This is a genomic window from Streptomyces sp. UF-297 (genome assembly GCF_058245575.1).
In genome coordinates, this window is record NZ_JBSIBZ010000026.1 from 59,700 (window position 1) to 85,523 (window position 25,824).

Below are 25,824 nucleotides of genomic sequence, written 5' to 3' on the forward strand. Positions count from 1 at the left end.
AGGTGCGCGACCCCTCGCTGCGCAGATCGGTGACCCTCTTCAGGGCATTCATGCGCGAGCAGAGCGACCCCGAGCTGTGCTACGGCCTGCTGGCCCGGGACGCCGCCGACCAGGTCGAGCGCCATGTGCCGCTGGCGGGCGCGGTGGTGGCCGACATCGGCGGCGGCAGCGGGCACTTCACCGAGGAGTTCCGCCGCCGGGGCGCCCACAGCTATCTCTTCGAGCCCGACACCCGTGAACTGACCGCCCGGGGGCGCGCCCCCCACGGCGCGGTGCTCGCCGACGGATATCTGCTCCCGCTCGCCGACGGCGCCGCCGATGTGTGCTTCTCCTCCAACGTCCTGGAGCACGTCGCGGACCCGCAGACCTTCCTGAGCGAGATGGTGCGGGTCACCCGGCCCGGCGGGCTGATCTATGTCTCCTTCACCAACTGGCTCTCCCCCTGGGGCGGTCACGAGACGGCGCCCTGGCACTACTTGGGCGCCGACCGGGCCCGGGCCCGCTACCGGCGGCGTACCGGCCAGAGCGCCAAGCACACCCTGGGCGAGAACCTCTTCGCCATCCACGTCGGCCCCACCCTGCGCAGGGTGCGGGCCCGCGACGATGTCGAGATCCTCTCGGCCCGGTCCCGCTACGCGCCGTTCTGGGCCGGGGCCATCCCCCGCGTCCCCGGCGTACGTGAAGTCGCGACCTGGAATCTCCTTCTCATCCTCCGAAGGCTGCCATGACCCAGACGCTCCAGCAGTCGAGCTCACCGGGATCGCCCGACCCCGGGGGCACGCCGACGCCCTCGCCCGCAGCGCCGCCGCCCGAGCGGCCCCGGCGGCGGCGCTGGCTGCTGGCCTTCTGGGCGGTGGTCTTCATCGCCTTCCTCGCGCCCTCCGCGGGAAAGCAGACCTTCGAGACCAAGCTGGGCGTCACCAGCGACCCGTGGAAATTCCTGGGTGACCTGGGGCAGTTGTGGCACGACCGGGCGGGCTTCGGCGGCATCGCCGACCAGTACTTCGGCTACGCCTTCCCCAGCCTGCCGTACTACGCGCTGACCCATCTGGTGCAACTGCCGGTCTGGATCGCCGAGCGGCTGTGGATGTCGCTGATCGTGGCCGCGGCCTTCTGGGGCGCGCTGCGGCTGGCCGAGCGGCTGCGCGTCGGGAGCGGTCCGACCCGGCTGCTGGGCGCCGCCCTGTACGCGCTGTGGCCGACCTTCACCATCGTCATCGGCTCCACCTCGGCGGCGGCCCTGCCGGGCGCCATGCTGCCGTGGGTGCTGCTGCCGCTGACCAACCACCGCGTCAGCGCGCGCATCGCGGCCACCCGCTCCGCGCTGCTGATCCCCTTCATGGGCGGCGTCAACGCGGCGTCGACGCTGGCCGCGCTGCTGCCCGTCGGGCTGTACGTGCTCTCCCGTACGGGCCCCAGGCGGCCGCGGCTGCTGGTGTGGTGGATACCAGGGGTGATCCTGGCGACGGCCTGGTGGGTGGTGCCCCTGCTGCTGCTCGGCCTGCACGGCGAGAACTTCATGCCGTTCATCGAACAGGCCGACACCACCACCTCCACCATGTCGGCCACCGAACTGCTGCGCGGCGCCGGGAACTGGGTGGCCTATCTGGACTTCGGACAGCCGTGGCTGCCGGCCGGGCAGACCATGGTGGCGACCGGCTTCGCGGTGTTCGGCTCCGCGCTGGCCGCGGCGCTGGGGCTGGGCGGGCTGGCCCGCCGCGACCTGCCCGAGCGGCGGTGGCTGGTGCTGGTGGTGCTCGTGGTGGCGGGCATCTGCCTTGCCGGGTACGCCGGTTCGCTGGGCGCGCCCTTCCACGGGGTGTGGCAGGACTGGCTCAACGGCTGGCTCAAGCCGTTCCGCAACATCTACAAGTTCGCGCCCGGCCTCGCGCTGGCGCTGGCGTACGGGCTGGCGCATCTGACGGCGGTGGCCGCCGAGCGGCGCGGCACCCGGCCCGTACCGGGGCGCCGCAAAGTGCCGCTGCTGGCCGCGCTCGTCCTGCTGCCCGCCCTGGGCCTGCCCTATCTCAACGGCACCGTGCTGCAGTCCGGCGCCTTCAAGGAACTGCCCGCCTACTGGTCCAAGACGGCCGACTGGCTCAAGGCCAACACCCCGGACAACCGGGCGCTGGTCGTGCCCGCCACCGCGCACGGCATCTACACCTGGGGCTCCCCCATCGACCAGCCGCTGGACGTCCTGGCCCAGTCCCGCTGGGCGCAGCGCGACTTCGTCCCCTTCGGCACCCCGGGGGTACGCCGCGCCATGGACGCCGTCGAGCAGGCGCTGATGACCGGCTCGCAGGTCACCGGGCTGCGCGACTTCCTGGGGCGGGCGGGCATCTACGACGTGGTCGTACGCAACGATCTGGACCCGGACCAGATCGGGTACGTGCCGACCCAGACCGTCAAGCGGACCCTGGAGGCCTCCGGCTACCGCAAGGTGGCCGGCTTCGGGCCGCTGACCACCGGCGGCCGGATCGCCTCCGACACCCCGCTGCAGATCCAGGGGCTGTATCCGCGCCAGCGCGCGGTGGAGATCTACGAGCCGGTCGACTCCCCGCGCCCCGGGCCCGTCACCGCCAAGTACACCTCCGACACCGCGCAGTTGAGCGGCGGCCCGGAGGCGCTGCTCCAGCTGTCCGCCGATCCCTCGCTGCGCGAGCGCCCCACCGTCCTCACCGGAGACCACCATCCGGGCATCGGCACGCCCTCGCTCCAGCTGACCGCCGACGGGCTGCGCCGCGCCGACACCCGCTTCGGCCTGGTGAACTCCCACACCTCCTACACCTATACGCCCAAGGAACGAAATCCCTCGCAGAGCGTGCAGGACCCGGGCGGGGCGCCGCGGCAGATCCTCCCCTCCAGCGGCACCGCGCACCAGACGACGGCGCTGCTGCGCGGCGCGTCCTCCGTCACCGCCTCCTCCAGCGGCAACTGGCTCTTCCACCTGCCCCAGTACGACCCGGTGAACGCCTTCGACGGCAATCCGGACACCGCCTGGGCCGAGGGCAGCGCGGGCGAACCCGTCGGGCAGTGGCTGCGGATCGACTTCACCCGGCCGACCGCCGTCCCCTCCACCCTGACGCTGACCCCGCTGCGGGGGGACGGGCTGCGGGCCGCGCCCACCTCCGTACGCCTCACGACCGACCGCGGCAGCCAGGAGAGCCCGCTGCAGCCCGACGGCAGCGCGCAGCAGGTCAAGGCCCCCGCGGGGACGGCCAAGTGGCTCAAGATCACGATCACCGGGTCGCAGACGCCACGCGCCGGGCTGTCCGGCGCCGGCTTCTCCGAGATCTCCATCCCCGGGGTCCAGGTGACCCGGCTGCTGCGGCTGCCGACGGACGCCGACCGCTCGGAGGCGCCCGCCCGCACCTTCTCCCTGCACCGCGGCAGCGACCCGGGCGGACTCTCGCCGGTGTCCGCCGAGACGGGCCTGCACCGCCAGTTCCGCACCCCGGCCGAGGCCCCGTACACCGTCTCCGGCACCGCGCTGGCCGTGCCCGGAGCAGAGCTCGACAGCCTCCTGGACCGCGTCGCCCCGGGGCAGAGGGACCGCATCACCGCCACCGCCGACTCCACCAGCCCCGGCCTCGGACAGTCCCTCAGCCCGCGCAACCTCGTGGACGGCGACCTGACCACCGCCTGGATCGCGGGCTCCACACCGACCCTGCACCTGCGCTGGCCGGGCAAGAAGACCATCGACCAGATCGTGCTGGCACCGGCCGGAGGCATCTCCACCCGGCCCGAGCAGATCCTGGTCAACTCCCCCGACGGGGCGGCGACCGCCGGGGTCGACGACAACGGGCAGGCCCGCTTCGACCCCATCACCACCGACCGCCTCGACATCACCATCAGCAAGGTCAAGCCGCTCACCCTGCACAATCCGGTGGCCGGCCAGCCGCTGCAGCTCCCGGTGGGTCTGAGCGAGGTCTACATCCCGGCGCTGGCCGATCTGCGCACCCCGCCGCCCGGACGGGAGGACCGCTTCACGCTGGGCTGCGGCCAGGGCCCCGCGCTCGCCATCGACGGCACCCTGCACGCCACCAAGGCCTCCGGGTACGTCCGCGACCTCACCGAACGCCGCCCGGTCAAGGTCGAGTTGTGCGCGGGCGAGGCCCGGGACGGGCGGCTGGAACTGCCCGCGGGGGACCACCGGGTGGAGGCCGGCGACCAGGGGCCGCTCGCCCTCACCGACGTCACCCTCACCGGCGGGGAGGCGGTCGCACCCGCCGGGGACCGGCGCGAGACCACCGCCAAGGACTGGGCGGGCGACCACCGCAGCGTCCAGATCGGGGCCGGCCGGGCCGCGTACCTCCAGATGTACGAGAACGCCAACGACGGCTGGCACGCCACCCTCAACGGGCGCGAGCTCACCCCGCTGCGCCTGGACGGCTGGCAGCAGGCCTTCTTGATCCCCGCGGGCGAGGGCGGTCTGGTCAAACTCTCCTACTCGCCCTCCACCGCCTATGACGTGGGCCTCTTCGGCGGCCTCCTCGGCATCGTGCTGCTCCTCGTCTCGGCAGGGGTGCGCCGCACCGCGCGCACCCCGCTTCCACCACCGCAAACCCCTCCCCCGCCCTCCTGGATCCTGGGCACCGTCGCCCTCGCCGCCGTACTGGTCCTCGCCTCGGGCCTCTACGCCCTGATCGTCGTCCCGCTCGTCCTCCTGGCCCGGCTGCGCCCTGGACTCCTCGTCCCGCTCGCGCTATTGGCCATGGTGGGAGCGGGCACCGCGGCCACCCTCGAAGCGGGCGAACCGGCCGCCTACGGCGGCGGGGCCTTCAGCACCGCCGCCCAGTGCCTGGCCCTGCTGGCCCTGGCCGCGGCGGTGGTGACCGCCCCGGCACGCCGCACCCGCCGCCGGGCCGCCGCCCAGGGCGGCACCGCCGCGACACCGCCCGGCACGGCGGCCAGCGCACCGGAGGCAGGCGGCATGCCCGACACCTCACCGCCGAGCGGGAGTCCGGACCCTTCCGCCTCCTCCGCGCCCACCGCACCGCCGCTGCCGCGCCGCCCGCGCCTGCCGCACCGCAAGAAGGGGAGACAGGCGAGCCCGGCGTCGAGTGCGCCGACGCACACACCGGGCCCGCCCCGGGAGGCGGACGCCGACCGGCCGCCGTACGCCACCGAGGCAGGGCCCGCCCGGCCACCGCACACCACCGGGGAGGAACCGACCCGATGACCGCACTGCACCCGGCACGGCAGGACCGTTCCGACGACCGCCACGGCGGCCGTGGGGACGGCGGGCCCGGCCGCACCGAGCCCGTGGCGAGGGTTCCCTTCCCGGTCGTGGACGAGGTCGCCCGGCACTGCCTCCAGGACGAGGAGCCGGAGACCGTGCACATCGAGGTGCACCTGCCCGGACGCCTCGACCACGCCCGGCTCCGCGCGGCCTTCCACGAGGCACTGCGCCGCCACCCCCGCATCCTGATGCGCCAGGCCCCGACGCGCTGGTGGCGACGGCGGTACGAGTGGGAGCTGACCGGCACCCCCGACGTGGACCCGGTCACCTTCCCGCCCCCCGGCCCCGACGCCGTCCCCCGCGCCAGAGAACGCGCCCTCACCGACTGCCCACCCCTGAACACCTCACCTCCCGTACGCCTGGAGGTGATCGAGGAACACCGGCCGGCCACTCCGGACCCGGACGGCATGGGCTGCACGGGCGGCATGGGCTGCACGGGCGGCATGGGCGGCATGGGCGGCATGGGCGCCCCGGTCAGCACAGGCGGTCTGGACGGCACGGGCGACTTGGACGGCGCGGCCGGCCCGGGTGACACGACCGCCCCGACCACCATGGCCGACCCGGGTGACACGACTGCCCCAAACACCATGGCCGCCCCGACCCTCCTCAACTCCCCCGAAAAGCACACCCATCCCAACAACACCAACACCCCCCAGACCGCCCACACCCCCACCTCCCCGCACACCGCCAACCACACCACTCGCACCGTCCTCCTTATCACCATCAATCACACCGCCCTGGACGGTCCCGCCTGTCTGCGGGTGCTGGCGACCGCCGCCGAGCTGTACGGCGGCGCCGACAACTCCCCGGCCCCGCCACCCGTACGGGCCCCCGGAGCCCGCGCCGAACAGCCCCGGGGCGAGGGCGGCGCCGACGGCAAAGGCCTCGGGATGGCGCGCCCGGCGCGGATCGCCGGGGACGCGCGGCGTCCCAGCGACGGCAACGGCATGCTGGTCGTGGAGCTGCCCGTACCGGCCCGGCCGCCCCGCGATGCCGACGGGCGGGCGGCATACACCGTCAACGACCAACTCCTGGTCGCCACCTGCCTGATGGTCGCGCGGTGGAACCGCCTGCACGGCCGCCCCACCGCGCCCGTCGTCGTCACCATGCCCGTCGACGACCGGCCGCGCGGCAGCGATATGCCCATCGGCAACGGGACCCGGCTGGTCTCCGTCGGGTTCGGCCCGGAGGAGCGGCGGGACGCCGATCTGCTGACCGGCGAGACCCCCGACCCCGAGGCCGTGGCGCGGCTGCTGCGGCGTACGGCGTCGCGCACCCGCGCCCTGAAGTCCACCACAGGCTCCCAACTCGGCCTGACCGGGACCCTGTTGACCGCCCCCGCTCTCCCCGTCGGACTGCGGGCCGCACTCACCCGCACCCTGCGCACCGCCGCCGCCCCCTGGACCTCCACCACCCTGCTGTCCAACATCGGCCGCATTCCCTACCCCCTCGACTTCGGCGACGCGGGCCGCCCCACCGCCGTGTGGTTCTCCGCCCCGGCGCGTGTGCCCCGGGGGCTGACCGTGACCACCGTCTCCGTCGGCGGCCGTATCCAGCTCGCGCTGCGCTGGTCCCGTGCCCTGCTGGACGACGAGGCCGGCGCCCGGCTGGGCACCCTCTTCGCACGGTCCCTCGCCGCCACCTCCTGGACGCCGAACACCCCCGGGAGCCGCTCATGACCACCGCCTCCACCCCCGGCACCCGCCCCGCGGGGCTGCGCGACTTCTACGAGAACCCCGAGGTCCCCGTGGCCTCGGGCCCCGCTCGCAGCCGCCGTCAGGCCGCGATGCTCGCCCGCGCCCTGGGGCCCGTACGCTCCGGCACCTCGCCCGCCACGGTGCTGGACATCGGCTGCGGCGACGGCACCGCGGCGGCCACCGCCGCGGGCGTGCTGCGCGGCCACCGGATCATCGGCGTCGACTGGTCGCAGGACGCGCTGCGCCGCGCGGCCACCCGTATCCCGTACACCGTGCGCGGCGAACTGACCGACGGAGGGCTGCCGTTCGCGGCAGGAACGGCCGATGCCGTCGTCCTGAGCGAGGTCATCGAGCACCTCGTCGACCCGGACGCGGCCCTGGACGAACTGCGCCGCATCCTGCGCCCCGGCGGGCACTTGATGCTCTCCACCCCCAATCTCGCCGCCTGGTACAACCGCGGACTCCTCCTGGCCGGAGTCCAGCCCGTCTTCTCGGAGGTGAGCATGCGCCGTATCCACGGCCGCCCCGGCACCCAAGTCGTAGGCCACCTGCGCCTCTACACCGCCCGCGCGCTGCGCGGCTTCCTGGCCGCCTCCGGTTTCGAGGTCGTCCGGCTGGCCGGGGCGCCGTACCACGATGTGCCGCGCCCCCTGCGCCCGTTGGACCGCGCCGCCTGTTACGTCCCCTCGCTGGCCTCCATCCTTCTCGTCCACGCCCGTCGCACCGCCCCATCGTCCCACGGACCCGCCCGCGCCCCACGGTCCTTGTCCGCCCGCCGGGACCGGCTGCCCCATCCCGGCGGGCCGCGACGGAGAGAGGAGTAGGGCGGTGCTGTGGTGGGGCGTGGCGTCCGCGCTGCTCGCCAACGTCCTGTACAGCACCGGCTTCGTGCTGGAGAAGCGGGCCCTGTCCGCACTGCCCGCCCTGAGCACCCGCCGGCCCGCCCGGCTCGTGCGCCATCTGCTCGGCAGCCCGCTGTGGATCGGCGGCTCGCTCGCGCTGGCCGCGGGCTTCGCCGCGCAGCTCGCCGTCTACCGCACCCTGCCCATCGCCGCCGCCCAGGGCATCTTCGTCTCCGGCCTCGTCCTGCTGCTCCTCCTGTCCTCAGTGATCCTCGGCGAGCGCACCAGCGGCCGCGAGCGGCAGAGCATCGCCGCCATCCTCGTCGCGCTGGTGATGGTCGTCGCCTCCCTCCAGGGCAGCGGCGCCGCCACCGTCACCCGCACCGCCCCCACGCTCACCCTGCTGGCGATCTCCCTGCCGTCGCTGGCCGCCGGACTGTGGCTGTACGCGGCCGCCGAGCGCCGGGCCAAGCGCCGCCACCGCCAGCCCCCGACGGGCGTGGCCTACGGGGTGGCCGTCGGCCTGCTCTACGGCGTCAGTTCACTCGCCATCAAGGGCGTGTCCGGTCTGCTGACCACCCATGACATCGCGGGTGTCGCGCGTGATCTGTTCACCTCGCCCTATCCCTACCTCCTGGTGTTCACCGGAGCCGCCGGCCTGGTGTTGTCCCAAACGGCCCTGCAGCGCTGCCGAGCCTCCTTGATCGTCCCTGTCTGCACCACGGTCACCTGCATCTTCACCGTCGCCTGCGGCACGGTCGCCTTCGGCGAACCCCTGCCCGCCGACCCCCTGCACCTCGCACTGCGCCTGGGCGGCACGGCCGTCGCCGTGTCCGTACTCCTCGCTCTGCCCCGCCACGACGCAGCGGCCCCGGAAACCCCGCCCACCACCAAGGAGTTGAGCCGTGAAACCCGATGACCCGCTGCTGAAGATCCTCGCCTGCCCCCTCGACAAGGGCCCGCTCTCCCTGCTCGCCCCCGAGGACGTCCTCTACAACCCCCGGCTGCGCCGCCGCTATCCGATCCTCGACGGCATCCCTCAGCTCCTCCCCTCTTCCGGCGAACAGGTCACCGAGGCCGAGCACCAGGCCATCCAGAGGCGCCTCGCGCAGGAGCAAGGAGCCCAGGCGACGGAGGAACCAGCCGGCCAAGCGGCGGAGGAACCAGCCGCCCACGCCACGAAGAAGAGAGCCGCCACAGCGCCGGAGGAGGAAGCCGGCCACCGCTCGGCCGACCTCGCGGCAGACGGCAGCGAGGCGGTCCACCACACCGAGGGCAGCCGTATCGCCGACGAATCCGCCCGCCCCGCCGCCCAGGAGCCCAGGCCGTGACCCTCGCCTCCCGGCTGGGGCCGCACCTGCCGCCCCGGCTGCTCACCGCCGCCACGGCCCGTATCTATCCGCGCTTCGAACCCGAGCTGCGCCGGCTCGCCGACTTCTGCCCGCCGGGCGGCACGGCGGTCGACGTCGGCGGGTGGTACGGGCCGTGGACCCGCCATCTCGCCCGCCGGGCCCATCGCGTGGTCACCATCGAGCCCGTGCCCCACCTGGCCCGGCTGCTGTCGGCCGTCGCCCCCGCTCACGTCGAGGTGTTCTCCGCCGCCGCGAGCGACCACTGCGGCACCGCCACCCTGTGGCTGCCGCCCGGCGGCCGGGGCGACCGGGGGATCTCCTCGCTCGTACGCCGCGAACTGCACGACACCCCGCTCGAAGTCCCCTGTCTCGCCCTGGACGAACTGGACCTCAAGGCCGTCACCCTGATCAAGATCGATGTGGACGGCGGCGAACTGGCCGTACTGCGCGGCGCCGAGCACACCATCGAGCGTGAACACCCCTCCTTGTTCATCGAGTTGGAGACCCGCATCCAGCCCCTGGACCCCGTCCTCGCCTGGACCGCCGCGCACGGCTACCGCGGCTGGGTCTTCCCCCGCGACCACTGGCTGCCGCTCGCCGATTTCGATCTGTGCGCCCATCAGTCCCACACCTCCCATGTCGCCGAGCACGGTCTGCTCCGCCGCTCGATCGCCCCGCACCGCCGCTACGTCAACTCCGTCCTCTTCCTCCCCGAGGGCGACCGCCCCGGCATCCCCTCCTTGCGCGACCATGTCCGTCATGAGCCGCATCACTGATTCCGCCAACACCTCTGATACACCGCCCGGCCCGATCCGGTTCCAACTCGTCCTGCTGCGCCGCATGGCCGACCACCAGCCCGGACTCGTCGAGGACGCGCTGCGCGAACTGAACGTCTCCCGCGCCCAGATGCGCGAGGCCAACCGCCGCTGGCAGGCCATGGCCCACTCGCCCCGCCGCCGCGCCGGCACGGAGAGCTACCGCTCCCTGCTCGGCACCCCCGAGTCGATCACCACCCGCCGCATCGGGGACCTGACCTGCCGGGCCCTGACCTGGCCCGTCCCCCTCTGGCCCGACCTGCGCTTCGAGGTCCTGGCCACCGATCAGGGCGCCGTGTGGAACGCGTGGCTCGTGCGCGCTCCCGGCGCCCCCGCGCCCGTCCTCCGTACGACCGCCGACCTCACCCCTTGGTCCTGCACGGTCGACGAGGTGGCCCGCGCCTTCGCCCCCGCCCGCCCCTTGGAGGGCACCGCCCCCACCCGCTGGCGCCTGGCCTTCACCGCCCCCGGCCCGAACACCGACGGCACCCCCGACCCAGCCTCAGCCCCCGGCGATGCGCCCGCCCCAGACACCGGCACCGGCACCACCACCACCAGCACCAGCACCAGCACCAGCACCAGCACCAGCACCAGCGATCAACCACGCGAACACATCGCGGAGTTCACCTGGGGCCTCCTCCAGCGCCTCACCCAGTGATCAAAGCTCACCGAGGCCGGAGCAATGCATCACGCCCCACCAGCAGGCCACCCACCCCACGACGCCTGCCACACCCGCGCACCGCTCACCACCACCCGTCACCCGTCACCCGCACCCCGCACCCCGCACCCCGCACCCCGCACCCCGCACCCCGCCACTCATCCACCACCTCCCGCCGCACGAGCCCCGGCAGCACCAGCCCCCGCCCGACCACCAATCCCCGCCGCCCCGCCACGTACCCCGGCAAGCGCCCCCACGTACCCCCGCAGACACTCCGCCGTCAACGACCCCTCCACCCCCAGCAGTTCGCGCGGCCGCCCGGCGAAGAGGATCTCCCCGCCCCGTTTGCCGCCGTCCGGCCCCAGGTCGATGACCCAGTCCGCCCGCCTGACGACGTCCAGGTTGTGCTCGATGACCAAGACGGTGTTCCCGCCGTCCACCAGCCGGTCGAGCAGCGCCACCAGCCCCTCCACATCTGCCATGTGCAGGCCTGTCGTCGGCTCGTCCAGGACGTACACACTGCCCTTCTCGTGCAGGCGCGTCGCCAGCTTCAGCCGCTGGCGCTCACCGCCCGACAGCGACGAGACCGACTGCCCCAGCGTCAGATAGCCCAGCCCCACCTCCACCAGCGCCCTCAGCCGCCGCAGCAGCCCCGGCAGATCCACGCCCGCCACATCCACACCCGCCGCACCCGCCCCCGTCACACCCGCACCCTCACCCGTCACATCCGCACCCACATCCAAACCCACACCTGCACCCGCCACACCCAGCTCCCCCACACCCACCGCCCCCACCTCACCGAAGAACCCCACCGCCCCCTCCGCCGTCATCTCCAGCACATCCGCCACCGACCTCCCCCGCACCGTCAGCGCCAGCACCTCCTCCTTGAAGCGCCGCCCCCGGCACACCTCGCAGGTCGTGGTCACCGGATCCATGAACGCCAGGTCGGTGTGGATCTCCCCGCGCCCGCGGCACTCCTCGCACGCCCCCGCCGAGTTGAAGCTGAACAGCGCCGGCGGCACCCCGTTGACCTTGCCGAAGAGCTTGCGCACCTGGTCCATGACGCCGATGTACGTGGCCGGGGTGGACCGGGCCGACGCCCCGATCGCCGACTGGTCGATCACCACCGCCTCCGGGTGCGCCGCCACGAACGCCCCGGAGACCAGCGTGCTCTTGCCCGACCCGGCCACCCCCGTGACCACCGTCAGCACCCCGGTCGGCACCGAAGCCGTCACGCCCTTCAGGTTGTGCAGCCGCACGTCCCGTACGGTCAGCCAGCCGTCCGGCTCCCGCACATCGGCCGCCTCCTTGAGCCGCGCCGCCCGCCGCAGCCCGCGCCCGGTGGGCGTATCGGCCGCGGCCAGCTCCCCCACCGTCCCCTGGAAGACGACCCGGCCGCCGTGCGTCCCCGCGCCCGGCCCCATGTCCACCACATGGTCGGCCATCGCGATGACATCCGGGTCGTGCTCGACGACCAGCACGGTGTTGCCCTTGTCCCGCAGCCGCACCAGCAGGTCGCCCAGGCGCCGCACATCGCGCGGGTGCAGCCCGATGCTCGGCTCGTCGAAGATGTACGTCATGCCGGTCAGGCTGCTGCCCAGGTGGCGCACCATCTTCAGGCGCTGCCCCTCCCCGCCCGACAGCGTCGAGGTCTCCCGGTCCAGGCTCAGATAGCCCAGCCCGATGCCCACCACCCGCTCCAGCGCGGCCACCGCCTGTGCCGCGATCGGCCCGCCCACCGGGTCCTCGATCCCCCGCAGCACCTCGATGAGCTCGCCCACCTCCAGGGCCGCCATCTCGGCGATGCCCAGGCCCGCCAGCCGCGTCGCGCGCGCCGCCGCGTTCAGCCGCGCCCCTTCGCACTCGGGGCACACCCCTTCGGTGACGAACCGCCCCACGGCCTCGCGGGTGCGCTCGCTCAGCGCCGACAGGTCCCGCCGTACGTAGAGCCGGTTGAAGCTCTCGACGATGCCTTCGTAGGTGTTGTTGAAGGCGTTCTCGCCACGTTTGACCTTGAAGCCCTTGCCGTACAGGAGCAGCCGCCACTCCTCGTCGGTGAAGCGGTGCAGCGGCTTGTCGGGGTCGAAGAGGCCCGAGCGGGCGTAGATCTGCCAGGAGGCGCTGCCCACGGCCATCAGCGGGAAGAGGATCGCGCCCTGGTTGAGGGACAGCGCGGGGTCCAGAAAACGGTCCGGATCGGGGCGGACCGTACGGCCCAGCCCGTCGCACCCGGGGCACATTCCGGCCGGGTCGTTGAACGAGTAGACCGTCGCCTCCCCCGCGCTCGGCGTCCCGCACCGCGAGAACAGCACCCGCAGCACCGAGTAGATGTCGGTCATCGTGCCCACCGTCGAGCGCGCGTTGCCGCCGATGGGCCGCTGGTCCACCACGATCGCCGGGGTCAGTCGCTCGATGGTGTCGGCCTTGGGCCGCTCGTGTTTGGGCAGCCGGTTGCGTACGAACCAGGTGAAGGTCTCGTTCAGCTGCCGCTGCGACTCCACCGCCACGGTGTCGAAGACCACCGAGGACTTCCCCGAGCCCGACACCCCGGTGAAGACGGTGATCAGCCCCTTGGGGATCTCCAGCGTCACGTCCTTGAGGTTGTGCCCCCGCGCCCCCACGATCCGGATGCCGTCCTGCGGCCCGCGCTCCCCCTGGAGCAGCCGGTGCGCCTGAGCCGATCCACGTCCTTGATGTGCCATGCCGCCCACGCTAGGAACGAATTAGGCCAGAACATGTCCCCCTTCTGCTGCACCCTGGACGGCATGACCGACACCCCGGCCCGGCTGCTGAAGCTGCTCACCCTCCTGCAGACCGGCCGCGAGCTGACCGGCGCCGAGCTCGCCCGGCGCCTGGAGGTGAGCCCGCGCACCGTACGCCGGGACATTGAGCGGCTGCGCGAGCTGGGCTACCCCGTGGACGCCACGGTCGGCGCCATCGGCGGCTACCGCCTGGCCGCTGGCACCGCCATGCCCCCGCTCCTCCTGGACGACGACGAGGCCGTCGCCATCGCCGTGGGCCTGCACACCGCGGCGGGCAGGGCCGTCACCGGCGTCCAGGAGACCTCGCTGCGCGCCCTGGCCAAGCTCGAACAGGTCCTGCCCGCCCGTCTGCGCCGCCGCGTCGCCGCACTCCAGGAGTCCACCGACCACCTCTACGGCACACTGACCGCCGGTGGCACCGCCCCCACCACCGACCCCGCCGTCCTCTCCGCCCTCGCCGCCGCCTGCCACCGCCGCGAGCGCCTGCGCTTCTCGTACGAGGCCAAGGACGGCGCCCGCTCCAAGCGCCACACCGAGCCGTACCGCCTGGTCAGCGCCGACCGCCGGTGGTACCTGGTCGCCTACGACCTCGACCGTGAGGACTGGCGCACCTTCCGCGCCGACCGCGTCCTGGACCCGCTGCCCACCGGAGCCCGGGCCGGCCGCGGCCGCCAACTCCCCGCCCCCGACGCCGCCGCCTTCGTCGCACAGTCCATCACCAGCCACCGCGCCCGGCTGCGCGCCCTGGTCACCCTGCACACCTCCTTCGAGGACGCCGCGGGCCGCCTGCCGCCCAACAGCGGCGTGCTGGAACCGCTCACCGCCGGCACCTGCCTACTGCGCACCGGCGGCGACGCGTTGGACTGGCTGGCCTTCCGGCTGGCCCTGCTCGGCGTCCCCTTCGACGTGCACGAACCCCCCGAGCTCATCGCCTACTTGCGCGAGGTGGGCACGCGCATGCTCGACGCCGCGCACGGCACCCCGTCCCCCAACCGGACCTCCCCAGCGGGCACCTGACGGTCCGTGGCCACAAGATGGCGCACGAGTGGGCCGCCACGGCCCCTCAGGGCACGCCTGCCTGATCGACCTGACTACGAGTCAGTCCGACTCCGGACCGAGGCGGACCGGACCAGACCGAACGGGACTGGACCGGACCGCCCCGGACCGATCCGAACGGCGTTCCCTAGTCCACCGGCCCTCCGGGGAGGAACGTTTCATGACCATCAGCCTCGCGCAGTTGCGTCGTTGCTCGGTCGCAGTCGACCTCGGCGCGGCCCGCACCAGGGTGTACGTCAAGAACCAGGGGCTGGTGGTGGACGAGCCGACCGTCGCTGCCATCAATGTGCGCACCGGCGGGCTGATGGCGGTCGGCGCCCAGGCCGAGGTCATGGACGGCCGCACCCCCGACTACATCAGGGTGGTACGCCCGGTCTCCGGCGGCACGGTCGTGGACATCGACATGGCCCAGCGGCTGCTGCGCCACCTGGTCGGCGACAAGCTGCGCAAGGCCTGGCGGCGCAAACCCACCCTGCGGGCCGCGGTCTGCCTTCCGTACGGCAGCGAGCCGCTGGCGCAGCGGGCCGCGGTGGAGACCCTGACCGGGCTCGGCGCCCGCCGGGTGGAACTGGTGGACACCCTGGTCGCGGCGGCCGTCGGCTGCGGACTGCCGGTCGAGCACCCCGAGGCGACGATGATCGTGGTGTGCGGGGCCGGGACCACCCAGGTCGCGGTGCTCTCGCTGGGCTCGATCGTGGCCGCCGAGACCGTCCCGGTGGGCGGCAACGCCATCGACCACGCGGTCGTCCAGCACCTGCGGCTGCACCACGAGCTGATGCTGCCCAGCCAGGCGGTACGCCCCCTGCACCTGATGCTCTCCAGCAGCGGCCAGCTGCTCTCCGGCTCCACCGAGGTGCACGGCCGCGACGTGGTCAGCGGCCTGGCCCGCTCCGTACAGGTGGACACCGAGCGGGTACGGCACGCCATCACCACCCCGCTGACCGCCATCCTCGACGGCATCGGGACGGTGCTGCGCCGCTGCCCGCCCGACCTGGTCGCCGACCTCGGCGAGCGCGGCATCATGCTCGCGGGCGGCAGCGCGCTGATCCCCGGCCTGGAGCCGATGATCCGTCAGGCGACGAACATGCCGGTCCACATCGCCGACCGGCCCGACACCTGCGCCGTGGTGGGCCTGGGCGCCATGATCGAGGGCAGGGTGGAACCGCTGGTCCTGGACCCGATGATCCCGTAGCCGCGCCCGCACGTACGGCCGCGGCCCGCACACCTCGCCCCGCCGCATCCCCGCCACCATGACGGGCCGTACGGCATCACAGCTCTACGTACGGCGTCGCAGCTCCACGTCCGGCATCACGGCGTACGGCTGTTCCACGCCACCACCGCGGGCCGCCCGTGCTCCGTGCCCAGCACGCCCACCGCGCCCGTCTCGAAGGTGAACAGCGAGCCGGCCGACGGCGGCAGCCCGAGCCTGCGGGCCGTCAGCACGCGCAGGAAGTGCGCGTGCGCCACCAGCGCCACATCGCCCTCGTCCGCGGCGAGCCGTGGCGCGATCCGCGCGAGCACCCGGTCGGCGCGCGCCCCGACCTCCTCGGGCGACTCCCCCGGATGCCCGTCGGGGCCCGGGACCACCCCGTCGGTGAACAGGTACCAGTCGGGCCGGGTGCGGTGGATCTCGGCGGTGGTGACGCCCTCGTAGCCGCCGTAGTCCCACTCCCTCAGGTCCCGGTCCACCTCGGCGTCGGCGAGCCCGGCCAGTTCGGCGGTACGCCGGGCCCGGCGCATCGGGCTGACCAGCGTCAGCGCGATCTTCCTGCCCGACAGCAGCGGGCGCAGCGCACGGGCCTGCTCCTCGCCGTTCCCGGTGAGGTCGCTCTCGCTCCAGCTGGTGTGCTGCCCCGACCGGCTCCAGTCGGTCTCACCGTGCCGGACCAGCAGGAGCTCACTCACCTGCGCCGGTGCCCTGCTGCTCCTGCTTCTGCGCCTCGGCGACCGACGCCCGCACCTCGTCCATGTCCAGACCGCGGGCCTGCCCGATGACGTCCTCCAGGGCCGCCTCCGGCAGCGCGCCGGGCTGGGCGAACACCGCGATGTTCTCCCGGACGATCATCAGCGTCGGGATCGACTGGATCTGGAAGGCCGCGGCCAGCTCGGGCTGCGCCTCGGTGTCGACCTTGGCGAAGACCAGGTCGTCGTGCTTGTCGGAGGACCGCTCGAAGACCGGCCCGAACTGCTTGCAGGGACCGCACCACTCGGCCCAGAAGTCGATCAGGACGAAGTCGTTCCCGGAGACGATCTCGTCGAAGTTTTCCTTGGTGAGCTCAACGGTGCTCATGCCGCATTCCCCTGCTTCCGGCCCTTTCGGCCCTGTTGTCGGTATCCGGTCGGTATCCAGCTGCGCTAACGGGGCCCGCCCCCGCCGTATTCCACACGCACCCGGCCGCCCCGCCGGACCTGTCCCGCGCACCCCTGCCCACCGCACACCGTCCTAGACATCCCCACCCCCACCGATCCGTGTTGCCCACACCACTCACCCATACGGCGACACCCGAGCCACCCTCACCCCACCCACCCAGGGCCCGGCCCCGCCACGAAACCCGGCGGCCACCGCCCCTGACGCGCCCGCCCCGCCCCCGCGTCCCACGCCACAGGGCGCCCATGGGCCATGCGTTATATTGCGCCGCCGCATGTCCCCTGAGGGTCCCCCGGCCCCTGTCCGCGTAAGAAAAACGAGGGCCGCCACGGTGTTCGTGGCGGCCCTCGGTCGCGCGTTTCGGCTGATCAGATCGTTTCTGCACTGATGAGCCGAGGTGGGGCGGGTGGGACTCGAACCCACGGCCGACGGATTATGAGTCCGCTGCTCTAACCGGCTGAGCTACCGCCCCCGTAACGGCGCGCCGCGCACATTTGTGCGCGCCGTCTGCCGCAGCATAGCCGCTCATACGATCTGTTGCCCGTGAGGGTCCCCGTTGGGCGCCCGATGAGCGGTGCCGCGCATCCAAGAGGACTTCGATCACCGGGGGTTCGGTTCCCGGAACGCAAAAAAGGACCCTCGAAGGGTCCTCTTCTTTGCGCGCTCCCCCGACTGGACTCGAACCAGTAACCTGCCGGTTAACAGCCGGCTGCTCTGCCAATTGAGCTACAGGGGACTGAGCTCCCCCGACTGGACTCGAACCAGTAACCTGCCGGTTAACAGCCGGCTGCTCTGCCAATTGAGCTACAGGGGATTGCTCCGTGTGCCTCGAATGCTCCTCCGCCGGGGCTTCCCGGCGGCGTGCGCTCGCTGCGACACATACATTAGCGCAAGCAGGGGGGTGCTCCGCCAATCGGTATCCCCCGGGGCCGACCTCGGGTGATCTTCGGCCCCGGAGGGTAGGCGCGCAGCACAGCCCAGGTGCGGGCCGGCGAGGCAGGCTGGGCCCGGGCGGGGCAGTCGAGGCAGACGAGAGGGAAGGGTGGAGCGATGCGCTACCGGCTCACGTTCATCACGGGACTGGCCATCGGATACGTGCTCGGCTCGCGGGCCGGCCGGGAGCGGTACGAGCAGCTGCGCAAAAGCGCCCAGCGGGTCGCGCAGAACCCGGCGGTGCGCAACACCGCCGAGTCGGCCGCGCTGGGCGGGCGCGAGGCCGCCTCGAAGGCGTTCGGCGCGGTCTCCTCGAAGATCGGCGACCGGCTGCCGGACTCGGTGACCTCGCGGGTGCGCGGGCTGCGGGAGCAGCGCGGCGGCGATGACGACGAGTGGGGCACCAGCAACACCTGAGGGCACCCGGGAGGGCACACGGGGTGCGGGTGTGACCGGGCGCACCACCTGACACATTTCTTATCCGGGCCATGGGGCATCATCTGGGGCCATGGGGATAGTCGCCGGGTTGGACAGTTCGTCCGAGAGCACACGGATCGTCGTCTGTGACGCGGACACGGGTGCCGTCATCAGGCAGGGGTACGCGCCGCATCCCGTCGAGAAGGGGCCCGAGGTCGATCCGCAGGCGTGGCTGATGTCGCTGGGCGAGGCGGCGGGCAACGGGCTGCTGGAAGGCGTGCAGGCCATCGGGGTCTCGGCGCAGCAGCACGGGCTGATTCCGCTGGACCCCGACGGCAATCTCGTACGCCTCGCGCTGCTCGGGAACGACAAGCGGGCACAGGGCGCCGCGGCGGATCTGATCGATTCGCTGGGCGGCCGGGCGGCCTGGGCGCAGGCCGTCGGGGCGGTGCCGCAGGCGGCGCACACCGTGACCAAGCTGCGGTGGCTGGCGCGCAGCGAGCCGGAGAGCGTGGCGCGGATCACAGAGATCATGCAGCCGCACGACTGGCTGGTGTGGCAGCTGCTGGGGCGGCCCGCGCGGCGGACCACCGACCGGGGCGCGGCCTCGGGCACCGGCTACTGGTCGGCGGCGACCGGGGCCTACCGGCCGGATCTGGTGGAGCTGGCGCTGGGGCACCAGGTGCGACTGCCGGAGGTGCTCGGCCCTTCCGGGACGGCCGGGTTCACCCCGGAGGGGCTGCTGATATCCGCCGGTACGGGCGAGACGATGGCCGCCGCCTTCGGGCTGGGGGTCGGGGTGGGCGACGCGGTGGTGTCGCTGGGGGCCTCGGGGTCCGTGTTCGGCATCCACCACGAGGCGCTGGCGGACTCGACGGGGACGATCACCTCGTTCGCGGACGCGACGGGGATGCATCTGCCGGTGGTGCACACCAGCAATGCCGTACGGGTGCTGCGCGGCGCGGCGGAGATGCTGGGGACGGATCTGGCGGGGCTGAGCGAGCTGGCGCTGCGCTCCACTCCCGGCTCGTACGGCATGGTGCTGCTGCCCTATCTGGAGGGCGAGCGCACCCCTCATCTGCCGCACACCGCGGGGTCGTTGCACGGGCTGCGGCGCGAGAGCATGAAGCCGGAGCACATGGCCAGGGCCGCCTTCGAGGGCATGCTGTGCGGGCTCGCGGACGCGCTGGACGTGCTGCGCGGGCGGGGCGTGGAGGTGCGCCGGGTGTTCCTGCTGGGCGCGGCGGCGGAGCTGGGTGCCGTACAGGCCGCGGCGCCGGGGCTGTTGGGGGTGCAGGTCGTCGTGCCGCAGCCCGCCGACTACGCGGCGCTGGGCGCCGCGCGGCAGGCCGCCTGGGCGCTGGGCGCCGCGCACGGCACCCTCTCGCCCCACGAGCCCCCGCACTGGCCTGCGGCAGCTGGTCAAGTACTGGACGTCGGCGAGGAGTTGGCGGTGGGGCAGGCGGTGCGGCAGCAGTACGCGGCGGTGCGCGACGAGGCGCATCCGGGGGCGTTCGGCGGCGCGTGACGGCCGACCGGCCGGTCAGCCATCGAGCGACGCCGCGTCAGATGGCGACTGGCGACTGGCGGAGCGTCAACCATACGTCGGCTGCGGGTGCGTTGCGGCTGGTCGCGCAGTTCCCCGCGCCCCTTTCGGGGCGCTTGAATCAGTCCAGGTAGCCGCGGAGTTGGTCGGCGAAGGCGTGGTCGCGGAGCTTGTTGAGAGTCTTGGACTCTATCTGGCGGATGCGCTCGCGGGTGACGCCGAAGATGCGGCCGATCTCCTCGAGGGTGCGGGGGCGGCCGTCGACGAGGCCGTAGCGGAGCTGGACGACCTTGCGCTCGCGCTCGCCGAGGGTGGAGAGGACCGCCTCCAGGTGCTCGCGCAGCAGGAGGAAGGCGGCCGATTCGACCGGGGAGGCGGCGTCGCCGTCCTCGATGAGGTCGCCTAGCGCGACGTCGTCCTCCTCGCCCACCGGGGCGTGCAGGGACACCGGCTCCTGGGCCAGGCGCAGGACCTCGCTGACGCGCTCCTCGGGGAGGTCGAGGTGGTGGGCGACCTCCTCGGGGGTGGGCTCGCAGCCGCGCTCCTGGAGCATGCGGCGCTGGACGCGTACGACGCGGTTGATCAGTTCGACGACGTGGACCGGGACGCGGATGGTGCGGGCCTGGTCGGCCAGGGCGCGGGACATGGCCTGGCGGATCCACCAGGTCGCGTACGTGGAGAACTTGTAGCCGCGGGCGTAGTCGAACTTCTCGACGGCGCGGATGAGGCCGAGGTTGCCCTCCTGGACCAGGTCGAGCATGGTCAGGCCGCGGCCGACGTAGCGCTTGGCGACGGAGACGACCAGGCGGAGGTTGGCCTCGATCAGACGGCGCTTGGCCATCCGGCCCATGACGACCAACTTGTCGAGATCCAGGGCGAGTTGGGAGTCGAGGTCGGGGGTGTTGCTCAGCTTCTCCTCGGCGAAGAGGCCGGCCTCGACGCGGCGGGCCAGCTCGACCTCCTCCACGGCCGTGAGCAGCGGGATGCGGCCGATCTCGCGCAGATACTGGCGGAAGAGGTCGGAGGAGGGGCCGCCGGAGTCCGGGCGCGGGGGCGGGGCCGGGACGGCTTCCTCGACGGTCTCCTCGACTATGGCCTCGACGAGCATCTCGGCGGCGGGGGGCTCTGCCTGCTGCGGCACGGTGGCCGCCTCGGTGGCGGCCGGCGCGTCGGCGAGGGTCTGGGTCTGCACGGGGGCGACCTCCAGGGTGATCGCGGCTGAGGCGGCAGAAAGGTCGGGAACGACCGCGGCCGAGCCGCCGTGCGTCCCGTACGTCGAGAGCGGTTCCGCGGGGGATTCCGGTTCCGTACGGCCGGACCCGCCGCGCTCCGAGGACTCAGGCACCGTTCCTCAGTGTGGAGTACGACACACTCTCGCCACGAGGGGCGTGCGGGCACTTTTTGCGTTCAGTGGGTGACCGGTCAATTACCCCGCGCCGTCCGGCGGGGAGGTCGGGGGCGCGGTGGGGCGCCGTTTGTGGGTGCGGGTGCCGTATCGCCCCGGCTTCGCCGGGCTCGTCCTCAAACGCCGGACGGGCTGTTTTGGGCCTGGCCTGGGCTCGGGCCAGATGGCAGACGGGCTGTTTTCGGCCTGGCCTGGGCTCGTGGCGAAGCCGCGGGCGGGCCGGAATCGGCCGGGGCGGCTACAGGGCCGCGAAGCCGCGTTCGCGGAGGGACTGGCCGTACTGCTGGAGGACCCAGAGTTCGTTCTGGACGCCTGCCAGGTGGGTGGGGTCGGCGTTGGGGCCCAGGCGCTGGAGGGTGCCGCGGATCTCGGTGACGCGGGCGTTGACGGCGGCCAGGCGGACGGCGACGAGCTGGACGCCCGCGTAGGCGATGTCCGGGTCGCGGCGGGTGTGCAGGGGCTCGACGGCGAGCTCGGTGACCATGGCGCGGACCGTGTCGTCGGGGGCGGCCTCGCGCACGCGGGTGAGGTAGTCGCTGTCGGCCGCGCTCGCGCCGCCGGCGTCCTCGATGCAGCGGCGGACCGTGGCGTAGGGCGGGGCGGTGAACTCGTCGGTGCCGTACGCGTCGAAGGCCGGGGAGACCAGGTCGGGGCGCTGCAGGGCGAGCTTGAGCAGCTCGCGCTCGACGCGGTGGGCGGGGCTGCGCAGGTTGAGGGCCGGGCCGCGGGGGGCGGTCGGCTGGGGTGCGGCCTCGGCGGCCGGGGCGCGGCGGTTCGTACGGGACGGGCCCTGGTTGTCGCGGCCGCGCTCGCGGGCCCAGCGGGCCAGCTGGGAGACGCGCTTGACCACGAACTGGGTGTCCAGGATGCCGAGCATGCCGGCCAGCTGGACGGCGGACTCGTGCTGGATGGAGCTGTTCTTGATGTTGGCGACGATGGGCGCGGCCTCGTCCAGGGCGGCGGCACGGCCGACCGTGGTGTCGAGGTTGTGCCGGGAGACGACGTGGCGCAGCGCGAACTCGAAGAGGGGGGTACGGGATTCGACCAGGCCGGCGACGGCGGCGTCGCCCTTGGCCAGGCGCAGTTCGCAGGGGTCCATGCCGTCGGGGGTGATGGCGATGGAGGTCTCGGCGGCGAACTTCTGGTCGTCCTCGAAGGCGCGCAGGGCGGCCTTCTGGCCCGCGGCGTCACCGTCGAAGGTGAAGACCACCTCGGAGCCGGAGTTGTCCATCAGCAGGCGGCGCAGGATCTTGATGTGGCCCTCGCCGAAGGAGGTGCCGCAGGTGGCGATGGCGGTCGTGACACCGGCGAGGTGGCAGGCCATGACGTCGGTGTAGCCCTCGACGACCACGGCCCGGTTGGTCTTGGCGATCTCCTTCTTGGAGAGGTCGATGCCGTAGAGGACCTGGGACTTGCGGTAGAGGGGGGTCTCGGGGGTGTTGAGGTACTTGGGGCCGTTGTCGTCCTCGCGCAGCTTTCGGGCGCCGAAGCCGACGACCTCGCCCGCGATGTCGCGGATCGGCCACATCAGGCGGCCGCGGAAGCGGTCGATGGGGCCGCGGCGGCCGTCCTGGGAGAGGCCGGAGAGGATCAGCTCCTTGTCGCTGAAGCCGCGGCCGCGCAGGTAGCGGGTGAGGTGGTCCCAGCCGGCCGGGCTGTAGCCGACGCCGAAGTGCTGGGCGGCGGCCTGGTCGAAGCCGCGCTCGGCCAGGAACTTGCGGCCGATCTCCGCCTCGGGGCTGTCCAGCTGCTCGACGTAGAACTGCGCGGCGATCTTGTGGGCCTCCACCAGACGCGTGCGCTCGCCCTGCTGGCGGCCGGGGGTGTAGCCGCCCTCCTCGTACCGCAGGGTGATGCCGGCCTGGGAGGCGAGGCGCTCGATGGTCTCGGCGAAGGAGAGGTGGTCGAGCTTCATGATGAAGTCGACGGTGTCCCCGCCCTCCTGGCAGCCGAAGCAGTGGTACAGGCCCTTGGCGGGGCTGACGTGGAAGGAGGGGGACTTCTCGTCGTGGAAGGGGCACAGGCCCTTGAGGTTGCCGCCTCCCGCGTTGCGCAACTGGAGGTACTCGGACACGACGGCGTCGATCGGGACCGCGTCCCGTACCGCCTTCACGTCGTCATCGTTGATCCTGCCTGCCACGTGATGAAGTCTACGGGGAGGGTGTGACAGGCCTGGCGGCCCTCGTCCTCAAACGCCGGACGGGCCGGCATGGGGCGAGCCGGACGTGCCTGGATTCATGAGGTCCAGGAAGCGGGCGGTGTCGATGTTGCCGCCTGAGACGATCACGCCGACGCGGCGCGGGAGTGGCTGGATCCGGCCGGTCAGGACGGCGGCCAGGGCGCAGGCGCCGCTGGGTTCCACGACGGTCTTCAGGCGCTCGAAGCAAAAGCGCATCGCGGCGCGGATCTCGTCGTCGCAGACCAGGACGATGTCCTCCAGCAGCTTCTGGTTGATCGCGAAGGTCAGCTCGCCCGGGGTGTCCAGGGCCTGGCCGTCGGCGATGGTGCGGGGCACCGGGATGGTGACCCGGTGCCCCGCCCGAAGTGATCGTCTGGTGTCGTCGCCCGCTTCCGGTTCCACGCCGATCATGCGGATGCCGGGGACGAGCGCGGTGGCGGCGGTGGCCGAGCCCGCCATCAGGCCGCCCCCGCCGACGGGGGTGAGCAGGGCGCCGAGCCCGTCCACCTCCTCGATCAGCTCCAGGGCCGCGGTGCCCTGTCCGGCGATGACGTCCGGGTGGTCGTAGGGCGGGATCAGCGTCCGGCCCTCCTCCGCGGCCAGTTGTGCGGCCAGGGCGGACCGGTCGCCGGTGTAGCGGTCGTAGGTGACGATCCGGGCGCCGTAGCCGGCGGTGGCCTCGGTCTTGCTGCCCGGGGCGTCCTCGGGCATGAGGATGACCGCGCTGGTGCCCAGTTCGCGGGCGGCCAGCGCGACGGCCTGGGCGTGGTTGCCGGAGGAGTACGCGGCGACCCCGCGGGCCCGTTGTCGCGGGGACAGCCGGGAGAGGGCGTTGTAGGCGCCGCGGAACTTGAAGGCTCCGATGCGCTGGAGGTTCTCGCACTTGAGGAAGACCTCGGCGCCGGCCAGCTCGTCCAGGGTGCGCGAGCGCAGCACCGGGGTGCGGTGGGCCACGCCCTTGAGTCCGGCCGCGGCGTCCTGGATGTCGGTGAGCGTGACGGGACTCTGGGGCATGGTCGGGCTTTCCCTGCTTCCGTGGTGGGGTCGGGGTGTCCTGGAGTGCGGATTCGGCGCGCCGCCGGGTACGGACGTGCCGGGCGGGCCGGGGGCCTACGGCAGCAGGGAGTCCAGCGGCACCGACGGGTCGGCCAGGGCCTCCGGGTCCAGGCGGTGCCCGGAGCGGATGAGCCGCTGGACGGTGTCGGTGACGTCCCAGACGTTGACGTTCATGCCGGCCAGCAGGCGGCCCTCGCTCAGCCAGAAGGCGATGAACTCGCGCTTGCCGACGTCGCCGCGGCACACGACCTGGTCGTAGGAGCCGGGGGGCGCGTAGCCGGAGTACTCCAGGCCGACGTCGTACTGGTCGGAGAAGAAGTAGGGCACCCGGTCGTAGGTGATCTCCTGGCCGAGCATGGCGCGGGCCGCCGCGGGGCCGCCGTTGAGGGCGTTGGCCCAGTGCTCGACGCGCAGGCGGGTGTCCAGGTGCGGGGTGTCGGCGGCGGCGACGTCGCCCGCGGCGTAGATGTGCGGGTCGGAGGTACGCAACGTGGCGTCCACCGCGATGCCGCCGCCGTCCTCGCGGTCGACCAGCGCGAGGCCCGCCTGTTCGGCGAGCGCGGTGCGCGGGGCGGCGCCGATCGCGGCGAGCACGTCGTGGGCGGGGTGCTCCTCGCCGTCGTCGGTGCGTACGGCCAGCACCATGCCGTCCTGGCCGACGATCTCGGTCAGGCCCGCGCCGAAGTGGAAGCGGACGCCGTGCTCGCGGTGCAGATCGGTGAACAGGCTGCCCAGTTCGGGGCCCAGGACGTGGTGCAGGGGGGTCGGCTGGGGCTCGACGACGGTGACCTCGGCACCGTAGGAGCGGGCGGCGGCGGCCACTTCGAGGCCGATCCAGCCCGCGCCCGCGATGACCAGGTGGCCGTTGTCGCGGCCCAGGGAGGCCAGGACGCCGCGCAGCCGCTCGGCGTGCGCGAGGCGGCGCAGGTGGTGCACGCCGGCCAGGCCGGTGCCGGGGATCTCCAGGCGGCGCGGCTCGGCGCCGGTGGCCAGCAGCAGCTTGTCGTAGGCGATCAGCGTGCCGTCGCCGAGGCGTACGGTCCGGCGCTCGCGGTCCAGGTGGACGGCGGGCAGGCCCAGGTGGAGCTCGATCTCGCGGCGGGCGTACCAGGTGGGCTCGTGGACGAAGACGCTGTCGCGCTCCTCCTTGCCCAGCAGGTAGCCCTTGGAGAGCGGGGGGCGCTCGTACGGGTGGTCGCGCTCATCACAGATGAGGATCACCCGGCCGGTGAAGCCCTCCTCGCGGAGGGTCTCGGCCGCTTTTGCCCCGGCCAGACCACCGCCGACGATGACGAACGTCTGGTGTGCGTCGACCACTTGCTTCCTCCTCGCTGCGGCGCAGTGCGTCTGCGTCTGTACGCCCCCGACGTGTGGATGGCCGTGCGTCCCCCGCTGTGCTGACGTTCAGACGGGCGGCGATGGTTCCGCGCACGGTGAACGCCCCGGGATCGTGCCCCCGTTCGGACCGCTGCGAACGGTCACGCCTGAGCGTCCCG

General features: G+C 73.0%; 18 protein-coding genes, 3 tRNA genes and 1 pseudogene. 12 read left to right on the forward strand and 10 right to left on the reverse strand.

Annotation, left to right across the window (positions count from 1 at the left end; all coding sequences use genetic code 11):
- The first annotated feature begins 2 nt into the window (after positions 1–2).
- The 8 genes and pseudogenes from AC4IJH_RS17515 to AC4IJH_RS17550 all read left to right on the forward strand — a co-directional run bounded on the left by AC4IJH_RS17515 (position 3) and on the right by AC4IJH_RS17550 (position 10,606).
- Positions 3–728 (forward strand): class I SAM-dependent methyltransferase, encoded by a 726-nt coding sequence (locus AC4IJH_RS17515; RefSeq protein WP_490852658.1) that lies wholly within the window; start codon positions 3–5, stop codon positions 726–728.
- Complete coding sequence (locus AC4IJH_RS17520; RefSeq protein ID WP_490852659.1) at positions 725–5,182, forward strand: alpha-(1->3)-arabinofuranosyltransferase domain-containing protein; 4,458 nt, start codon at positions 725–727, stop codon at positions 5,180–5,182. The genes AC4IJH_RS17515 and AC4IJH_RS17520 overlap by 4 nt, the downstream gene beginning before the upstream one ends.
- Positions 5,179–6,921 (forward strand): condensation protein, encoded by a 1,743-nt coding sequence (locus AC4IJH_RS17525; protein WP_490852660.1) that lies wholly within the window; start codon positions 5,179–5,181, stop codon positions 6,919–6,921. Before AC4IJH_RS17520 ends, AC4IJH_RS17525 begins: the two co-directional genes overlap by 4 nt.
- The gene (locus AC4IJH_RS17530) at positions 6,918–7,763 is read left to right on the forward strand and encodes a class I SAM-dependent methyltransferase (protein WP_490852661.1); all 846 of its coding nucleotides are present in this window, start codon (positions 6,918–6,920) and stop codon (positions 7,761–7,763) included. The genes AC4IJH_RS17525 and AC4IJH_RS17530 overlap by 4 nt, the downstream gene beginning before the upstream one ends.
- Before the next feature lie 19 nt (positions 7,764–7,782).
- The gene (locus AC4IJH_RS17535) at positions 7,783–8,700 is read left to right on the forward strand and encodes a DMT family transporter (RefSeq protein WP_490852687.1); all 918 of its coding nucleotides are present in this window, start codon (positions 7,783–7,785) and stop codon (positions 8,698–8,700) included.
- Positions 8,687–8,890, forward strand: a pseudogene (locus AC4IJH_RS17540) (Trm112 family protein); the annotation flags it as partial. The gene AC4IJH_RS17535 and the pseudogene AC4IJH_RS17540, both read left to right, overlap by 14 nt.
- A 218-nt stretch (positions 8,891–9,108) precedes the next feature.
- Positions 9,109–9,909 carry an FkbM family methyltransferase gene (locus tag AC4IJH_RS17545; protein ID WP_490852662.1) on the forward strand — a complete coding sequence of 267 codons (801 nt, stop codon included), beginning with the start codon at positions 9,109–9,111 and terminating at the stop codon, positions 9,907–9,909.
- The gene (locus AC4IJH_RS17550) at positions 9,884–10,606 is read left to right on the forward strand and encodes a hypothetical protein (RefSeq protein ID WP_490852663.1); all 723 of its coding nucleotides are present in this window, start codon (positions 9,884–9,886) and stop codon (positions 10,604–10,606) included. Before AC4IJH_RS17545 ends, AC4IJH_RS17550 begins: the two co-directional genes overlap by 26 nt.
- A 158-nt stretch (positions 10,607–10,764) precedes the next feature.
- Here AC4IJH_RS17550 and AC4IJH_RS17555 read toward each other — a convergent pair whose 3' ends face one another.
- The gene (locus AC4IJH_RS17555; protein ID WP_490852664.1) at positions 10,765–13,308 is read right to left on the reverse strand and encodes an ATP-binding cassette domain-containing protein; all 2,544 of its coding nucleotides are present in this window, start codon (positions 13,306–13,308) and stop codon (positions 10,765–10,767) included.
- Positions 13,309–13,371: 63 nt separating this feature from the next.
- Here AC4IJH_RS17555 and AC4IJH_RS17560 point away from each other — a divergent pair, with 63 nt between their 5' ends.
- Both AC4IJH_RS17560 and AC4IJH_RS17565 read left to right on the forward strand, forming a co-directional pair.
- Positions 13,372–14,385: a helix-turn-helix transcriptional regulator gene (locus AC4IJH_RS17560; RefSeq protein WP_490852665.1), complete on the forward strand. Its 1,014-nt coding sequence runs from the start codon at positions 13,372–13,374 to the stop codon at positions 14,383–14,385.
- A 199-nt stretch (positions 14,386–14,584) separates the two neighbouring features.
- A complete protein-coding gene (locus AC4IJH_RS17565; protein ID WP_490852666.1) occupies positions 14,585–15,616 on the forward strand; it encodes a rod shape-determining protein in 1,032 nt (343 codons plus the stop codon).
- A gap of 116 nt (positions 15,617–15,732) precedes the next feature.
- On the opposite strand, the gene AC4IJH_RS17570 is transcribed toward AC4IJH_RS17565, so the two are convergent.
- The 5 genes from AC4IJH_RS17570 to AC4IJH_RS17590 all read right to left on the reverse strand — a co-directional run bounded on the left by AC4IJH_RS17570 (position 15,733) and on the right by AC4IJH_RS17590 (position 17,606).
- Positions 15,733–16,329 (reverse strand): histidine phosphatase family protein, encoded by a 597-nt coding sequence (locus AC4IJH_RS17570; protein ID WP_490852667.1) that lies wholly within the window; start codon positions 16,327–16,329, stop codon positions 15,733–15,735.
- On the reverse strand, positions 16,322–16,714 hold the full coding sequence (gene trxA, locus AC4IJH_RS17575; protein ID WP_490852668.1) for a thioredoxin: 393 nt from the start codon (positions 16,712–16,714) through the stop codon (positions 16,322–16,324). Before trxA ends, AC4IJH_RS17570 begins: the two co-directional genes overlap by 8 nt.
- A gap of 476 nt (positions 16,715–17,190) precedes the next feature.
- A tRNA-Ile gene (locus tag AC4IJH_RS17580) sits at positions 17,191–17,264 on the reverse strand.
- Positions 17,265–17,455: 191 nt separating this feature from the next.
- A tRNA-Asn gene (locus AC4IJH_RS17585) sits at positions 17,456–17,528 on the reverse strand.
- 5 nt (positions 17,529–17,533) lie between these two features.
- A tRNA-Asn gene (locus AC4IJH_RS17590) sits at positions 17,534–17,606 on the reverse strand.
- A 236-nt stretch (positions 17,607–17,842) separates the two neighbouring features.
- Here AC4IJH_RS17590 and AC4IJH_RS17595 point away from each other — a divergent pair.
- Both AC4IJH_RS17595 and AC4IJH_RS17600 read left to right on the forward strand, forming a co-directional pair.
- Positions 17,843–18,142 carry a YtxH domain-containing protein gene (locus AC4IJH_RS17595; protein ID WP_490852669.1) on the forward strand — a complete coding sequence of 100 codons (300 nt, stop codon included), beginning with the start codon at positions 17,843–17,845 and terminating at the stop codon, positions 18,140–18,142.
- A 91-nt stretch (positions 18,143–18,233) separates the two neighbouring features.
- The gene (locus AC4IJH_RS17600) at positions 18,234–19,670 is read left to right on the forward strand and encodes an FGGY family carbohydrate kinase (RefSeq protein WP_490852670.1); all 1,437 of its coding nucleotides are present in this window, start codon (positions 18,234–18,236) and stop codon (positions 19,668–19,670) included.
- Positions 19,671–19,809: 139 nt separating this feature from the next.
- On the opposite strand, the gene AC4IJH_RS17605 is transcribed toward AC4IJH_RS17600, so the two are convergent.
- The 4 genes from AC4IJH_RS17605 to AC4IJH_RS17620 form a co-directional block, all read right to left on the reverse strand.
- Positions 19,810–21,033, reverse strand: coding sequence for an RNA polymerase sigma factor (locus AC4IJH_RS17605; protein ID WP_490852671.1), 1,224 nt, complete (start codon positions 21,031–21,033; stop codon positions 19,810–19,812).
- A 298-nt stretch (positions 21,034–21,331) separates the two neighbouring features.
- The gene (gene dnaG / locus AC4IJH_RS17610) at positions 21,332–23,233 is read right to left on the reverse strand and encodes a DNA primase (RefSeq protein ID WP_490852672.1); all 1,902 of its coding nucleotides are present in this window, start codon (positions 23,231–23,233) and stop codon (positions 21,332–21,334) included.
- Positions 23,234–23,281: 48 nt separating this feature from the next.
- Complete coding sequence (locus tag AC4IJH_RS17615; RefSeq protein WP_490852673.1) at positions 23,282–24,286, reverse strand: pyridoxal-phosphate dependent enzyme; 1,005 nt, start codon at positions 24,284–24,286, stop codon at positions 23,282–23,284.
- Between the two features lie 96 nt (positions 24,287–24,382).
- Positions 24,383–25,645 (reverse strand): NAD(P)/FAD-dependent oxidoreductase, encoded by a 1,263-nt coding sequence (locus AC4IJH_RS17620; RefSeq protein WP_490852674.1) that lies wholly within the window; start codon positions 25,643–25,645, stop codon positions 24,383–24,385.
- Between the last annotated feature and the right edge of the window lie 179 nt (positions 25,646–25,824).